The sequence below is a fragment of the Streptomyces sp. NBC_00299 genome (genome assembly GCF_036173045.1).
Lineage (GTDB): Bacteria > Actinomycetota > Actinomycetes > Streptomycetales > Streptomycetaceae > Streptomyces > Streptomyces machairae.
In genome coordinates this window covers 4,868,797-4,883,969 of sequence record NZ_CP108039.1, presented here as the reverse complement: position 1 = coordinate 4,883,969, position 15,173 = coordinate 4,868,797, and the positions used below count along the sequence as shown (strand labels likewise).

The 15,173-nt window shown below is 67.9% G+C and carries 16 protein-coding genes; 7 read left to right on the top strand and 9 right to left on the bottom strand.

Annotation, left to right across the window (positions count from 1 at the left end):
- Positions 1 to 164 precede the first annotated feature (164 nt).
- Both OHT51_RS21530 and OHT51_RS21525 read left to right on the top strand, forming a co-directional pair.
- Complete coding sequence (locus OHT51_RS21530) at positions 165 to 1,070, top strand: LysR family transcriptional regulator (protein WP_328880558.1); 906 nt, start codon at positions 165 to 167, stop codon at positions 1,068 to 1,070.
- A gap of 110 nt (positions 1,071 to 1,180) precedes the next feature.
- Positions 1,181 to 1,663 carry an NUDIX hydrolase gene (locus OHT51_RS21525; RefSeq protein WP_328880557.1) on the top strand — a complete coding sequence of 161 codons (483 nt, stop codon included), beginning with the start codon at positions 1,181 to 1,183 and terminating at the stop codon, positions 1,661 to 1,663.
- 32 nt (positions 1,664 to 1,695) lie between these two features.
- Here the strand turns inward: OHT51_RS21525 and OHT51_RS21520 are convergent, their stop codons facing one another.
- Entirely contained in the window at positions 1,696 to 3,450 is a 1,755-nt protein-coding gene (locus tag OHT51_RS21520; RefSeq protein ID WP_328880556.1) for a globin domain-containing protein, read from the bottom strand.
- A gap of 656 nt (positions 3,451 to 4,106) precedes the next feature.
- Here OHT51_RS21520 and OHT51_RS21515 point away from each other — a divergent pair.
- Positions 4,107 to 4,976: a GNAT family N-acetyltransferase gene (locus OHT51_RS21515; protein WP_328880555.1), complete on the top strand. Its 870-nt coding sequence runs from the start codon at positions 4,107 to 4,109 to the stop codon at positions 4,974 to 4,976.
- 128 nt (positions 4,977 to 5,104) lie between these two features.
- On the opposite strand, the gene OHT51_RS21510 is transcribed toward OHT51_RS21515, so the two are convergent.
- Positions 5,105 to 5,527: a GlcG/HbpS family heme-binding protein gene (locus tag OHT51_RS21510; RefSeq protein ID WP_328880554.1), complete on the bottom strand. Its 423-nt coding sequence runs from the start codon at positions 5,525 to 5,527 to the stop codon at positions 5,105 to 5,107.
- A 124-nt stretch (positions 5,528 to 5,651) separates the two neighbouring features.
- Entirely contained in the window at positions 5,652 to 6,863 is a 1,212-nt protein-coding gene (locus OHT51_RS21505; RefSeq protein WP_328880553.1) for an MFS transporter, read from the bottom strand.
- 140 nt (positions 6,864 to 7,003) lie between these two features.
- Between OHT51_RS21505 and OHT51_RS21500 the strand changes: the two genes are divergently transcribed.
- Entirely contained in the window at positions 7,004 to 7,462 is a 459-nt protein-coding gene (locus tag OHT51_RS21500) for a MarR family winged helix-turn-helix transcriptional regulator (protein ID WP_328880552.1), read from the top strand.
- Between the two features lie 26 nt (positions 7,463 to 7,488).
- On the top strand, positions 7,489 to 7,941 hold the full coding sequence (locus OHT51_RS21495; RefSeq protein ID WP_328880551.1) for a GNAT family N-acetyltransferase: 453 nt from the start codon (positions 7,489 to 7,491) through the stop codon (positions 7,939 to 7,941).
- 48 nt (positions 7,942 to 7,989) lie between these two features.
- Here OHT51_RS21495 and OHT51_RS21490 read toward each other — a convergent pair whose 3' ends face one another.
- Both OHT51_RS21490 and dnaB read right to left on the bottom strand, forming a co-directional pair.
- Positions 7,990 to 9,381, bottom strand: a complete 1,392-nt coding sequence (locus OHT51_RS21490; protein WP_328880550.1) for a serine hydrolase domain-containing protein — start codon at positions 9,379 to 9,381, stop codon at positions 7,990 to 7,992.
- 79 nt (positions 9,382 to 9,460) lie between these two features.
- On the bottom strand, positions 9,461 to 10,939 hold the full coding sequence (gene dnaB, locus OHT51_RS21485; RefSeq protein WP_328880549.1) for a replicative DNA helicase: 1,479 nt from the start codon (positions 10,937 to 10,939) through the stop codon (positions 9,461 to 9,463).
- 460 nt (positions 10,940 to 11,399) lie between these two features.
- Between dnaB and OHT51_RS21480 the strand changes: the two genes are divergently transcribed.
- Entirely contained in the window at positions 11,400 to 12,737 is a 1,338-nt protein-coding gene (locus OHT51_RS21480) for an MATE family efflux transporter (RefSeq protein WP_328880548.1), read from the top strand.
- Between the two features lie 121 nt (positions 12,738 to 12,858).
- Here OHT51_RS21480 and rplI read toward each other — a convergent pair whose 3' ends face one another.
- From rplI to rpsF, 4 genes are all read right to left on the bottom strand, one after another.
- Positions 12,859 to 13,305, bottom strand: coding sequence for a 50S ribosomal protein L9 (gene rplI, locus OHT51_RS21475; RefSeq protein WP_059194386.1), 447 nt, complete (start codon positions 13,303 to 13,305; stop codon positions 12,859 to 12,861).
- Between the two features lie 18 nt (positions 13,306 to 13,323).
- Positions 13,324 to 13,560 (bottom strand): 30S ribosomal protein S18, encoded by a 237-nt coding sequence (rpsR, locus tag OHT51_RS21470; protein WP_003949403.1) that lies wholly within the window; start codon positions 13,558 to 13,560, stop codon positions 13,324 to 13,326.
- Between the two features lie 57 nt (positions 13,561 to 13,617).
- Complete coding sequence (locus OHT51_RS21465; RefSeq protein WP_328880547.1) at positions 13,618 to 14,214, bottom strand: single-stranded DNA-binding protein; 597 nt, start codon at positions 14,212 to 14,214, stop codon at positions 13,618 to 13,620.
- Between the two features lie 81 nt (positions 14,215 to 14,295).
- Complete coding sequence (gene rpsF, locus OHT51_RS21460) at positions 14,296 to 14,586, bottom strand: 30S ribosomal protein S6 (RefSeq protein ID WP_005482942.1); 291 nt, start codon at positions 14,584 to 14,586, stop codon at positions 14,296 to 14,298.
- A 263-nt stretch (positions 14,587 to 14,849) separates the two neighbouring features.
- Here rpsF and OHT51_RS21455 point away from each other — a divergent pair, with 263 nt between their 5' ends.
- Positions 14,850 to 15,158, top strand: coding sequence for a hypothetical protein (locus OHT51_RS21455; protein WP_328880546.1), 309 nt, complete (start codon positions 14,850 to 14,852; stop codon positions 15,156 to 15,158).
- The last annotated feature ends 15 nt before the right edge of the window (positions 15,159 to 15,173 follow it).

Genomic DNA, 15,173 nt, shown 5'->3' with positions numbered 1-15,173 from the left:
TGGCTCGGACCGCCCTCGGTTCTGCGCGCGAAGAACCGCGCGAACAAGGCTAGTTGACTCTCTGTCAGTGTCCAATCACAGTAGCGACAGCGACCTATCGACTTATTTATAGTTGGGCCCTGCCCTGGGGGTGGAGAGAAGGGCGGGGAAGGGGAGGGTGTGGCATGGATCTGGCCTTGTTGCGCACTTTTGTGACCGTGCACCGGGCTGGTTCCTTCACCCGCGCCGCGGCCCTGCTCGGACTGTCGCAGCCGGCCGTGACCTCGCAGATCCGCACCCTGGAACGGCAGTTGGGACGCCCTCTCTTCCTGCGCCAGGCCCGCGGAGTGACGCCCACGACCATCGGTGACGAGCTCGCCCACAAGGCCGCACCTCATCTCGATGCCCTGGTGGAGATCACCGAGACCGGCCTCGACGACGAGTCCTCCTTACGATCCCTGCACCTCGCCGGCCCTCCCGAGTTCACCGCCGAGCGGGCCCTCCCCGCGCTCACCGAGCTGACCGGCGAGGAGGGCCAGGGCTTCGCTCTGCGCGCGTCCTTCGGCAACGCCGAGGAGACCCTGGAGGGGCTGGCTGCCGGACATCATGATCTGGCCATCAGTACGGCCCGTCCGCGCGGCGGTCTGCTCACGGCGACTGCGCTCTGCGACGAGGTGCACGTGCTTGTCGCCGCGCCTCAATGGATCGACCGGATCGGTTCGGGGCAGCTGCGCCACAAGGGAGCGCACGCGCTGGAGGACGTCCCGGTGGTGGAGGTGCACGAGTCCCTGCCCTTCGTCTCCCGCTACTGGGCCGCGGTCTACGACTCCCGTCCCGCCGCCCCGGGCACCGTGATCGTCCCCGACCTTCGCGCGGTCCTCGCCTGTGCGGTCGCGGGGGCAGGGCTGGCGGTGTTGCCTCGCTATCTGTGTGCGGCCGCCCTGGAGCGCGGCGGCGTCGTCGCCCTGCACGATCCGCCGGTGCCACCGCTGCGGACGTACTTCCTGGTGGTCCGTACCGGCACACTGGCGATGCCCCATATCGCGCGGGCCCATGAGTGGCTGCTGCGGGCGGCTTGTGACTGGGCCTGAGCCGGGCATTCAGGGCGCATCCGGGGCAGATCCGAGACCCTCACAGGATGAGCTCGGCCAGTGACGTTTCGCGATGTTTCACGTGGAACCAGCCGGGCCACATTTCTCCCATGACCGTCCGACCTGTGGTCAAGCGCACCGCCCGCGCCGTTCTGCTGGACGGCGACGACCTGATCCTGATCAAGCGCACCAAGCCCGGCCTCGATCCCTACTGGCTCACACCCGGTGGCGGAGTCGAGCCCACGGACGCGACCGTCGTCGACGCCCTGCACCGTGAGGTGTACGAGGAGCTCGGCGCCAAGATCGTCGACGTCGTGCCCTGCTTCGTCGACACCGTCGAGCACATCGGCGAGGACGGCGGAGCGACCGGAGTGAAGGTGCAGCACTTCTTCGTGTGCCGCCTGGAGTCCATGGACACGTCCTTGCGGCACGGGCCCGAAGTGGACGAACCCGTCGGTGAGTACGAGATCGTGCGCGTGCCGTTCACCCGGGTCGGGATCGCTTCCGTCCACCTCGTTCCGCTGTCCCTGCGGCACTACCTCGACGGGAACATCGAAGGCGTCCGGGCCATGCACGCCCCGGATCTGGGCTGACCCGACGGCGGACCTCGGCCGCGGCGATCTTGTCAGTCTCCGGCGGTGACGAGTTCCTCCACGGAGTCATGCCGTATGCGCTCAAACGGCATGCCGATGTTCCTCAGTGCGTCGACACCGCTGCGGATCATGCCGGGCGGTCCGGAGACAAAGGCGTCGTACTCGGTCCAGGGCCCGTACTCGCGTATGGCTTCGGGAAGCTGGAGCAGTCCATGCCGGTCCACCACCGGGCGGACATGCAGCCAGGGGTGGGACTGCTGAAGCCGGAGCATCGTGTCGATGTCGTACAGGTCCTGGTTGGTGCGGGCGCCGTAGAAGACCTCGACCGGTCGCCGCTCGCCGTGCTCGGCGACGTCCTCGACCAGTGCCTTGATGGGCGCTATGCCGGTGCCTCCGCCCACGCAGAGCAGTCCGCTCTCGGTGGTGTGGTCCACGGTCATCGAACCGGCCGGCGGACCGAGCCGGATGATGTCTCCCGGCCGGGCGCGGTGCACCAGCGCGTTGGAGACCCAGCCCGCGGGCACGGCCTTCACATGGAACGTCAGCAGGCCGTCCGAGCGGGGCGCCGAGGCGAACGAGTAGTGCCGCCAGATCCTGGGCCACCAGGGCGTCTCCACGCTCGTGTACTGCCCGGCGAGGAAGGGGTAGGGCTGGTCGGGCCGGACGGTGAGGACCGCGACGTCCGAGGTTCTGAGGTCGTGCGAGACGACCTCCGCGTACCACCAGGCGGGGGCGCGCAGTTCGTCCGCTGCCGCCGCGTCGATCATGACCTGCGAGATCGTCGTGTACGCCCGGACCCAGGCGGCCTCCATCTCGCCGTCCCAGATGCCCGCTGCGTACTTGCTCAGCGAGCCGATGAGGCACTCGCCGACGGCCGGATAGTGCTCGGGCCGGGTGCCGTACTTGCGGTGTCCTCGGCCCAGGTTCTGCAGGTAGTCGACGAGGACTGGAGTGTTGTCGATGTGCTCGGCCGCAGTGAGCAGCGCCTTCAGCAGCCGGTCCCGCTGGGTGTCCATCGCGGCCGGGAAGAGGGAACGCAGATCGGGGTGGCGTACGAAGAGCAGCGCGTAGAAGTAGGAGGTGACCTTGTCGGCCACGGGGCCGACCTCTGCCATGGTCCGGCGGATCAGTACGGCGTCCGGGGAGACCGGTTGGGCCGGGGCGGGGCGCTGCGTCGGCACGCGCAGTTGAGGGGAGGGCGACGCGAGAGGGGCGGGGCCCGGTGACTCCGGACGTGCTGCGGTGGCTTGAGGGGACGCTTGTGGGGGCTGAGCGGCCTGCATCTCCGGACGTGCTGCGGTGGCTTGGGCGGAGGCTTGTGGGGCCTGAGCGGAGACTTGCGGGGCTTGGCCTGAGTACGAGGTGTGGGCGGGCGTCGACTGGGTGGGCCGTATGTGATGCGGTGCGGTCATGTCGGGGGTCGATATCGCCGCTGGTGCCCCTTGCTCCGCGTATGGGCGGCCGACGGGGCCCGGTGCGGCGGGATCTGAGCCGACGTCCGCGGGGATGGGCCCCGGCGGATGAGTCGTCGCGCTGGGCTGTGGCGGGCCGGCCGTCGCGGTGGGCTGCGTGGTGTTCTGGGGCGGAGGGGCCGAGGCGTCGCCGGCTGCCGTACGGCCCACCGGGCGCATCGCCGCCAAGCGGCTGCCCTCTGCCGCCTCCTGTTCGCCGCCCGGAGAGGTCTCCGGCTGCTTGCGCGGCGTGAACCAGCCGCTCCCGCCGCCGGAAGTGCCGTTGTCGGCCGACGTGGTGGTCGGAGCGTCCATGGTGTGCCTCGCCTCGAACATCTTTCGGTCGGTCTGCGCACTTCCTCTATGGAAGGTGCCTGCTTCCCCCGCGACGGCTTGCTTCTCCCCGTTCGTCGCCACAACCAATACGGCCACATTCAATCCGTATTCACACTCGGTACGGACAAGTAAGGCGAGAGTGTGACATTGGCCGCAGTACTCTCACCGCAGCATCCCACTGCGTGTGGGCGCCCAGGCCGCATAACCGCGAATGCGGGTCTTCGATCTCTCCGTCCCGTTACGCTGCATTGCCTTGCGCTCGGTCCGCGTCGACAGTCCGCATCACGGCTCGGACACGAACCGGAGTCGACCATACCGGCCGCTGCCCCGATCACAAGTCCCCCCTTGCTCCCTCACGAATTGGGCGAGGGCACGAACAAGCGATTCCTTCAATTACCGCCTGCTGCGCACCAATTCGTAGGCTTCCCACAGATCCATCCGCATGTAGGAGCGGTTCGCGAGTCCGGGCAGATGGCGGCCTGCGTTGAATGCTCTCCCGGCGCACTTCATGGACCCTCGCCGTTCGTCCATGTTTCACGTGAAACACCCAGCGCCTATCGGCGGGCCGTGCGGCGGACCATGACATGGCCAAAAGCTCGTACGTCTCACCGGAAACGGCTGGACGACCAGGGCAGTTGTCAGACAGCCTGACCTGCGTGCCGACTCCTTCCCTCGCCGCTCTGCCCATTCGCCGTCTGACGCCTCGCGATCTCACCGCCTGCGCTGACTTGTCCGAGAATCGGGGCTGGCCCCGTGAGGAACACAAGTGGCAGTTCCTTCTGACAGCCGGGAAGGGCTACGGGATCGACGACCCCGACGGCGGGCTTGTCAGCGCCTGTGTCGTCACGGACTACGGACCGCGGGACCGCCCCGATCTGGGGGCCATCGGCATGGTCCTGGTCGCCGAGCGTCATGCACGCCAGGGCATCGGGCGCCGGCTCATGCGGCACGTCGTCTCCGCGATGGGCACGACACCGCTGACGCTGCACGCGACGCCGAACGGCCAAGCGCTCTACGAGGAACTCGGCTTCAAGGTCACTGGCCGGGCGGAGATGCTGCGCGGTCGATTCAGGGCCGGCGCCTCGGTGCCATCGGCGGTCGCCACGCGCGCGGCCACCGCCGAGGACCTCAGCGCAATCGTCCGGCTCGACGAGGAGGTGTTCGGCGCGGATCGCACGCACATCATCACGCGGCTCCCCGCCTTCACCGACCGGTTGCGCATCGCCGAGGAGAACGGCCGGATCATCGGATACGCGGGTACCTGGCCCAACATGGACACACAGGTCGTGGGCCCACTGATCGCCCGCGACACGGAGACTGCGAAGGCACTCATCGCCTCCCTCGCCGCCCACACCGACCGTCCGCTGCGCACTGACATCGACGTACGCCATGAGGAACTGCTCGCCTGGGCGAAGGAGCACGGTCTGGTGTCCGTCGCCTTCAACTCGGTGATGACGTACGGCATCTCGGAACTGCCGGGTGACTGGACCCGGCGGTTCGCGCCGGTGACGGTGGCGGCGGGCTGAGGTAGCCGGCTGCCGGCCGAGGAGCTGTGGGCTGGGGCGGTCATGGAACACGCCGGTCCCCGTCGGGAACCGGCGTGTTCTTGTTGCTGGGGTGCTTTGACAGCGTCCCCCGTTGCTGCGGTGTGCCGTCAGACAAGTCCCTCGATCGCGGCCGTCGCGAACTGGTGGTCCTGCTCGGGCGCACCGCCGCCCACGCCAATGGCACCGATCAGCCGGCCGTCCCGATGGATCGGGACGCCGCCCGCGATGAACAGCAGCGGCCGGTCCAGCGCGGTCGGCAGGGTGTGGAACAGGCCACCCGGCTGTACGGCCTCGACGAGATCGGCGGTGGGGGCGTTGAGCTGGAGTGCCGTGTAGGCCTTGCGGGTGCTGGTCTCCCCGGCGATCAGCACGGCTCGGTCGTCCCGCCGGAACGCGAGCAGGTGGCCTCCGGCGTCGAGGACGGTGACGCTGACGGTCACTCCGGCGGCTTCGGCGGCCCGGTGGGCGGTGGCGACGAGGAGGTCGGCGTCCTGGGTGGTCAGGGGCGCAACGGCGGTGTTGGTGTTCATGGGGGCGTTCTCCTTGATGTGTGGTGCAAAGGTGTGGAACTGAGGTCTTGGTGTGGGCGGTCACGGAGCCGTGTGTGCGGGGGCGGCCCTGACCCCGCTGACGGGTCGGCTCAGTGGTGTCGGCTCAGTGGTGTACGACGGCTCGCTGCTCGGCGGGCGCGGCGCTTGTGACGACGGTGCCTACGGCTGTTGCGTCGCGGCGCTCCAGGGCGGCCGAGAGGAACGCGAGCAGCAGGGCGACCGCGGCGAGGGCGGCGCCCACCCAGTTGGGGGACGTGTAGCCGTAGCCGGCCGCGATGACCATGCCACCGAGCCAGGCGGCGAGGGCGTTGCCGAGGTTGAAGGCGCCGATGTTCACGGCCGAGGCCAGAGTCGGGGCGCCCTGCGCCTGGTCCAGGACGCGCTTCTGCAGCGGCGGGACCGTGGCGAAGCCCAAGGCGCCGATCAGCGCGATGGTGATGGCCGCGAAGACCTTGTTCTGCGCCGTGAGCGTGAAGAGCGCGAGCACGACGGCGAGGGCGCCCAGGGAGACGTACAGCATGGGCATCAGCGCGCGGTCGGCGTACTTGCCGCCGATCAGGTTGCCGCCGACCATGCCGAGTCCGAAGAGGACCAGCAGCCAGGTGACGGAGCCGTCTGCGAAGCCGGCGACATGGGTCATCATCGGCGCGATGTAGGTGATGGCTGCGAAGACACCGCCGAAACCGAGGACCGTCATCGCCATGGCGAGCAGGACCTGGGCGTTCTTGAACGCCGCCAGCTCATGGCGCAGGTGTACGCCCTGAGGCTTGGGCATGTCGGGGACGAGCTTGGCGATCCCAGCCAGGCCGACCACCCCGAGGGCGGCGACTATGCCGAAAGTGACGCGCCAGCCGGCGGACTGCCCGACGAACGTGCCCAGCGGGACGCCGACGACGTTCGCGACGGTCAGGCCGGTGAACATCATCGCGATGGCCCCGGCCTTCTTGTTCGGGGCGACCAGGTCGGCCGCGACGACCGAGCCGATGCCGAAGAAGGCACCGTGGGCAAGCGAGGCGACCACACGGCCGATCAGCATGACGGAGAAGCTGGGGGCGAGAGCGGACACCACGTTGCCGGCGATGAACAGTCCCATCAGCAGCATCAGCATCCGCTTGCGGGAGACCTTGGTGCCGAGCACGGTCATCAGGGGAGCGCCGAGGACCACGCCGAGCGCGTAGCCGGTCACCAGCAGCCCGGCGGTGGGGATGGTGACCCCGAAGTCACCCGCGACCTCGGGCAGCAAGCCCATGATCACAAACTCGGTCGTGCCGATTCCGAAGGCCCCGATCGCGAGGGCCAGAAGCGCGAGAGGCATGAAGGGGTACACCTTCCAGAAGATTGCAGGAGCGCTTTACGCTTGACGACAATACTTGCAGACGCGTCATACTTGCAAGCGCAGGCTATTGCGATCCTGCTCTACTCTGGCTTCAGCCACTCCGGGACGGAGGAAACGCCATGACAGCGACGGATCCCGCGCTCACCGCGCTCGCCCAGGGCTGGTGCGCGCTCTCCCTGCTGCACGGCAGGATCGAGGCGCACATCGAGCGTGCCCTGCAGAACGGGCACGACCTGAGCGTGCGTGAGTACTCCCTGCTCGACGTGCTCAGCCGCCAGCACAGCGGCGAAGGCGGCCATCTGCAGATGAAGCAGGTCGCCGACGCCGTCGTCCTCAGCCAGAGCGCCACCACCCGGCTCGTCACCCGGCTCGAGGACCGCGGCCTGCTCTCCCGCTACCTCTGCCCCACCGACCGCCGCGGCATCTACACCGACGTCACCGACGCAGGCCTGACACTCCTGAACGAGGCACGGCCCACCAACGACAAAGCGCTGCGCCAGGCCCTCGACGAGGCCGCGACGAACCCCGAGCTGGCCCCGCTGGTCCGGACCGTCGAGACGCTCCGCATCCCCGCCTGAGGGCCCGGCCCGCATAGGGTGCGGGCATGGGAGATCTTGAGATACGAGCCGCCGTCGCCGATGACGTCCCCGCGATCGTCGGCATGCTCGCGGACGATCCGCTGGGTGCACAGCGTGAGTCACCGGACGACCTGGCCCCTTACCTGGAGGCACTGGATCGGCTCAGCGCCGATCGGAACCAGCACCTGGTCGTGGCCGTCCGAGAAGGCCGCGTCATCGGCACGCTACAGCTCACGATCATTCCCGGGCTGTCACGCATGGGCGCGACCCGCTCCATCATCGAAGGTGTGCGCGTCCACGCCGACGAGCGCGGCAGCGGCCTGGGTACGCAGCTCATCGAGTGGGCGGTCGCCGAATCCCGGCGCCAGAACTGCCAATTGGTACAGCTGACCACCGACAAGTCCCGTACCGACGCCCACCGCTTCTATGAGCGGCTCGGCTTCACGGCCTCGCACTTGGGCTTCAAGATCCAGCTGTGACGACGACAGAGCGCCTGTTTCACGTGAAACAGGCGCTCACCCGAACCGTCAGACCGTGCCGATCCCCCGCCATCCGTCCGAATCCACACCGCCGGGCACGGCAGCCCCCTCGTCGTACGGCTGACGCGTGAACACGAACGACCCGAGGTCCAGATGGTCCACGGTCCCGTCGGTGCGTCGTACGGCCCTCAGGAGCTCGCCTGCGTAGTAGCCCTCCAGCCCCGTCCATGTGCCGTCACCGTTGGCTCGGAACCGCGAGCGGCGGCCCTTGCCCGACAGCGGCTCCAAGGAGAGCAGCCCGTCGGCCGTGAGCCGCAGCGCGAAGGCGTGCGTCCCCCAGTACCACTGTCCCGCCAACTCCAGGGGCACTGCGTTGGCCTCGGCCATCGGACGCCACGGCTTGGGGATGCGGGGCTCGGCTTCGGCGACGATCCGGACGAGGTCGGCGGCGACCGTGAACAGCAGCGGGCCCGAGGTGCAGTTGGTCAGCACGATGGCTGCGAGGTCGTCCTCCACGCTGGCAGTGAGGCAGGCAAGGAAGCCCGGCAGGGATCCTGAGTGGCCGATGAAGCTCCTGCCGTCCTGGTGTCGGATCTCCAGACCCAGGCAGTATGCGTACCCACTCGCCACATCCGCCGCCTCCGGCGGAGCCGCCGGCGTCCTCATCTCCCGCAGCGACTCGGCACTCAGCACACGGTCGTCACCCTTGATCAGGAACGCGGCGAATTTCGCCAAGTCGCCTGTCGTCGACCAGAGTTGCCCCGCCGGAGCCATCCGACCGAGCTCTTCGAGGGGCTCGGGAAGCATCACGTCGGCCCAGGGATGGACCGCCCAGCCGCCCGCGTGCGGTGCCTGCGGTCGTGTACTCGTCCGCTCCAGGCCCAGGGGTTCGAGCACTTCACGCCGGAGTACGTCCTCCCACGGAGCGCCGCGCAGTTTCTCGACCAGAGCGCCCAGCAGCGTGTAGCCGGGGTTCGAATAGTGGAAGCGGCGGCCGGACGGATGCAGGAAGGGCCGCTCGCCCAGGACGTCGGAGAGCTCGGGTCGCAGCGATCCAGGGGTCCGCTCCCACCAGGATCCCGGCGTCTCGGCCGCCAGCCCGCTGGTGTGCGCGAGCAGTTCTGCGATGGTTGACTCCCCCGCTGCCGTGCCCGGCAGATGCTTCTCCAGCCGGTCCCCGAGGGCCAGCAGGCCCTCGTCGCGCAGTCGCAGGACGAGAACGGCGGTGAAGGTCTTGGTGATCGAGCCGATCCGGTACTGCACGTTCACGTCCGGCCCGTGCCCGTCCACCGACGTACGCGAGCCATTCCACACCACCCGACCGTCCCGTACGACCGCGGCGACCAGCGAGGGCGTCCGTCCTTCGGCCTGGGCCACTGCGATGCGGTGCAGCAGCGCTCGACGCGTGGCGGGGAGCAGATCTCCGTGAGGTGTCGTCATGGCCCCAGTCCACCCCGTCGACCGCACGGGAGTCGAGCGCATATCCCCGAAGCCCGCCATCCTCGCGGGCAGGCCCGGGTCAGGTCTGTGCCATGTCCACGAATCGTGAGTAGTGGCCCTGGAAGGCGACCGTGATCGTCGCCGTCGGGCCGTTACGGTGCTTGCCCACGATGATGTCCGCCTCGCCCGCGCGGGGCGACTCCTTCTCGTAGGCGTCCTCGCGGTGCAGCAGGATCACCATATCGGCGTCCTGCTCGATGGAGCCGGACTCACGCAGGTCGGACACCATCGGCTTCTTGTCCGTGCGCTGCTCGGGGCCACGGTTGAGCTGTGAGAGCGCGATCACCGGGACCTCGAGCTCCTTGGCCAGGAGCTTGAGGTTACGGGACATGTCCGAGACCTCCTGCTGACGGCTCTCGGAACGCTTCGAACCACCGGCCTGCATCAACTGCAGATAGTCGATGATCACGAGCTTGATGTCGTTGCGCTGCTTCAGCCGACGGCACTTCGCACGGATCTCCATCATCGACAGGTTCGGGGAGTCGTCGATGTAGAGCGGCGCCGCCGAGACTTCGGGCATCCGCCGCGCCAGGCGGGTCCAGTCATCGTCCGTCATGGTGCCGGAACGCATGTGGTGCAGCGCCACGCGCGCCTCGGCAGACAACAGACGCATCGCGATCTCGTTGCGCCCCATTTCCAGAGAGAAGATGACGCTGGGCAGGTTGTGCTTGATCGACGCCGCCCGGGCGAAGTCCAGCGCGAGGGTGGACTTACCCATGGCGGGACGCGCCGCGATGACGACCATCTGGCCCGGGTGCAGGCCGTTGGTGAGCGAGTCGAGGTCCGTGAACCCGGTGGGCACACCCGTCATCTCACCGGTACGGGAGCCGATCGCCTCGATCTCGTCGAGCGCGCCTTCCATGATGTCGCCGAGTGGCAGATAGTCCTCGCTGGTCCGTTGCTCGGTGACCGCGTAGATCTCGGCCTGCGCACGATTGACGATCTCGTCGACGTCGTCGTCGGCCGCGTATCCCATCTGCGTGATGCGGGTGCCGGCCTCGACCAGGCGGCGGAGGACGGCTCGCTCGTGGACGATCTCCGCGTAGTACTCGGCGTTGGCCGCCGTCGGCACCGTCTGGACGAGGGTGTGGAGATAGGAGGCGCCACCAACCTTGTTGATTTCGCCGCGCTTGGTGAGTTCGGCGGCGATGGTGATGGGGTCGGCCGGCTCACCCTTGGCATAGACGTCGAGGATCGCCTGGAAGATCGTCTCGTGGGCGGGCTTGTAGAAGTCGTGGCCCTTGATCACCTCGACGACATCGGCGATGGCGTCCTTGGACAGGAGCATGCCGCCGAGGACTGACTGCTCGGCGTCGAGGTCCTGTGGCGGCACCCGCTCGAAGGCCGAACCGCCGCCGTCCCACTGCCCGTTGTCCCGGCCGCGATCATGCTGCTCGTCGCGTCCTCGGCCGCCGTCGCCCTGTCGGCGGGAGGCAGGCAGACGATCACTGGGACCGCTGTCGGCCCACGGGTCGTCCAAGGGCTCGGAAATGCTCACCGAGCAGCCTCCTCCCGTCCGCCGAGCGGACCTCGCCGTGCCCCTCTGTTCTACGGCACGACACTGACAAATGAGAGGCCCAACTCCGGTCCTGGCACGTCGGTTGTACGGCGGTTTCCCGGGCCGACGGACGGAGTGGGCGCCGCACCACGGTAGGCCTGCGGGCACCGTCAGCCAATCTGGTTATCCACAGGCCATGTGGACGACGGCCCGGATGCTGTGGAGAACTCCACAAAACCTGTGCACGACACGGTGGACAGCCCTGTGAACAAGCCCCCACCAATTCTCGATCACCGGCTCTGACCTGCGACTTTGCCATCCACCGGCTGTGCAGAAGAAAAACTTCCCCAGTCGGACCAAGATCGCTTCGAACGGTGCGCGAGAGCACACACCACGAGACGGGGAGTAAGGGTCAGTACTCCATTGCATCTCTTACCTGTGGACGATTACATTGGTGGCCATGACACAGGCTCCCGCGACTCCCAAGGCCGCCCGGCGACAGCACGACCGAGAGATCGTCGCACTGGCCGTCCCGGCCTTCGGCGCACTCGTCGCCGAGCCCCTCTTCGTCATCGCCGACAGCGCGATCGTCGGCCATCTCGGCACTGCTCAGCTCGCCGGGCTCGGGGTCGCTTCCGCCCTCCTCATGACAGCCGTCAGCGTCTTCGTCTTCCTCGCCTACGCCACCACAGCGACCGTCGCCCGACGTGTCGGCGCCGGCGACCTCCAAGCCGCCATCCGTCAGGGCATGGACGGTATCTGGCTGGCCCTCCTCCTCGGCGCCGCCGTCATCGTGGCCGTCCTGCCCACCGCACCGTTTCTCGTGGAGCTCTTCGGCGCCTCGGACACAGCGGCCCCGTACGCGACCACCTACCTACGAATATCGGCGCTCGGCATCCCGGCCATGCTCGTCGTACTTGCCGCCACTGGCGTCCTGCGCGGACTCCAGGACACGAAGACTCCTCTCCACGTCGCTGTCGCCGGCTTCGTCGCCAACGCCGCCCTGAACGTCGGCCTCGTCTACGGCGCCGACCTCGGCATCGCAGGCTCCGCCTGGGGCACCGTCATCGCCCAGTGGGGCATGGCCGCGGTCTACCTCATAGTCGTCGTCCGCGGAGCACGCGAGCACGGTGCCTCCCTACGCCCCGACGCGACCGGCATAAGAGCCTCCGCGCAAGCCGGAGTACCACTGCTGGTCCGCACCCTCTCACTGCGGGCCATCCTCATGATCGCGACGGCCGTCGCGGCCCGCCTCGGGGACGCCGACATTGCTGCGCACCAGATCATCCTGTCGCTCTGGAGCCTTCTCGCCTTCGCGCTGGACGCCATCGCCATAGCCGGGCAGGCGATCATCGGGCGGTATCTCGGCGCCGGCGATGCCGAGGGCGCCCGAGCCGCCTGCCGCCGCATGGTGGAGTGGGGCATCGCAGCAGGCGTCGCCCTCGGACTGCTCGTGGTGATCGCCCGGCCCCTCTTCCTGCCGTTGTTCACCAGCGACACGGCGGTGCAGAACACGGCCCTGCCAGCCCTGCTCGTGGTGGCGCTCTCCCAGCCGATCTGCGGCGTCGTCTTCGTCCTGGACGGAGTCCTGATGGGAGCAGGCGACGGCCCCTACCTCGCCTGGGCGATGGTGCTCACTCTGGCGGTGTTCACTCCAGTGGCGCTGCTCATCCTCGCGATCGGTGGCGGCCTCACCGCAGTCTGGGCAGCAATGACACTGATGATGACGGTGCGCATGCTGACGCTCTGGGCACGCACCCGCTCCGGCCGCTGGCTCGTCACGGGCGCGACGCGCTGAATGTTTCACGTGAAACACGCTGTTTCACGTGAAACCGGCTCGATCTGACCCGCTACACAGATGAGGGGCCGTACCCGTTGGGTACGGCCCCTCATCTCAGCTGTTCAGCCGAGCGCAGCAATCAGGCCGCGACAACCTCGATGTTGACCTTGGCGGCAACCTCGGGGTGCAGACGCACGGACGTCTCGTGGGCGCCCAGGGTCTTGATCGGCGAACCGAGCTCGATGCGGCGCTTGTCGACCTCGGGGCCACCGGAAGCCTTGATCGCGGAAGCGATGTCGGCCGGGGTGACGGAACCGAAGAGACGACCGGCGTCGCCGGAGCGAACAGCCAGACGGACCTTGACGGCCTCGAGCTGGCCCTTGATCTGGTTGGCCTGCTCGATGGTCTGGATCTCGTGGATCTTGCGAGCACGACGGATCTGCTCGACGTCCTTCTCGCCGCCCTTGGTCCAGCGGATAGCGAACTTCCGCGGGATCAGGTAGTTGCGAGCGTAACCGTCCTTGACGTCGACGACGTCGCCCGCGGCACCGAGGCCGGATACCTCGTGGGTGAGGATGATCTTCATGTTTCGGTCACCCTTCCCTTATCGCGCGGTGGAGGTGTAGGGCAGCAGCGCCATCTCACGGCTGTTCTTCACGGCCGTGGCGACATCACGCTGGTGCTGCGTGCAGTTGCCGGTCACGCGGCGGGCACGGATCTTGCCGCGGTCGGAAATGAACTTCCGCAGCATGTTCGTGTCCTTGTAGTCCACGTACGTGACCTTGTCCTTGCAGAATGCGCAGACCTTCTTCTTCGGCTTGCGCACAGGCGGCTTCGCCATGATGTTTCTCCTGTGTGATCAAGAAGTGTGGGTACGACCCACCCTCGGCCCAGAGGCCTAGAAGGGGGGTTCGTCCGAGTAGCCGCCGCCCTGCTGACCGCCGCCGGAGTTTCCACCCCAGCCGCCGCCACCGCCGCCGCCCTGGGCGCCACCGGCAGGAGCGCCGGTCGCCCACGGGTCGTCGGCGGGAGCACCGCCGCCCTGCTGACCGCCGCCGGAGTTTCCACCCCAGCTGCCGCCACCCTGGCCGCCACCGCCGCCGTAACCACCCTGGCCACCGCGAGCGCCACCGGAGGTCTTGGTGACCTTGGCCGTGGCGCTTCGCAGGCTGGCGCCGACTTCCTCGACGTCCAGTTCGTAGACCGTGCGCTTGACGCCCTCGCGGTCCTCGTAGGACCGCTGCTTCAGCCGGCCCTGCACGATGACGCGCATGCCTCGCTGGAGCGACTCCGCGACGTTCTCCGCCGCCTGACGCCAGACCGAGCAGGTCAGGAACAGGCTCTCGCCGTCCTTCCACTCGTTCGTCTGGCGGTCGAAGGTGCGGGGAGTGGACGCGACACGGAACTTCGCGACCGCCGCACCGGAGGGGGTGAAGCGCAGCTCGGGGTCATCGACAAGATTGCCGACGACCGTGATGACGGTCTCGCCTGCCATGGGGGAACCTCTCGGCGGGTTTGCTGCTCTGGCTGCTTGGTTGCTGCTACTCGAATCCCGAGATCAGCTGAGCGGGAGAGCTCAGTGGGTCTCGGGACGGAGGACCTTGGTCCGGAGGACCGACTCGTTCAGGTTCATCTGGCGGTCGAGCTCCTTGACGACCGCAGGCTCGGCCTGCAGGTCGATGACCGAGTAGATGCCCTCGGGCTTCTTCTTGATCTCGTACGAGAGACGACGACGGCCCCAGGTGTCGACCTTCTCGACCTTGCCGTTGCCCTCACGGACGACGGAGAGGAAGTTCTCGATCAGGGGGGCGACAGCGCGCTCCTCCAGATCGGGGTCGAGGATGACCATCACCTCGTAGTGACGCATGTGGAACCCACCTCCTTTGGACTCAGCGGCCACGGTCGTTCCGTGGCAGGAGGGTTGTGATGCGTACGCAACGGTATCGGCCGCCACTGACAATCGGGGTGACCTCGCGGTCGCCCCGAGCTGGCCCGGGCAGACACCGGTGCAGACGGTACACAGTACCCGCACACCTGCTTCCGGTTGAAATCCGGCCGCCCTGGTCCACAATCTGTACACATCGGGTGTGTATGGCGCTACGATGCGCCGCCTTCCGCAGGAGGTGCCCTATGGCACAGGCAATGCGACCCAATACCGTCGGAGGCCTCTTCGCCACGGACGGAAAATCCCATCCCATCCAGGACACCCTGCTCGTGGTGACCCTGGTGCTCGGCATCACGTCGTTCATCACGGCCCAGTTCCACTTCTTGCACCTGCTCAGCTCCTGGACCGGTCTGGTGGGCATCCTCACGGGTGCGTACGGCCAGTGGATCTCGGAGACGACCCGTGAGCGCTTCGGCCTGATCGTGGGTCTCGGCGCCTCCGGAGTCGGCTTCTTCCTCGGCATGGCACACGGCGGGCTCTTCGGCGGCTTCTGACGCCTGCGCCCGCGC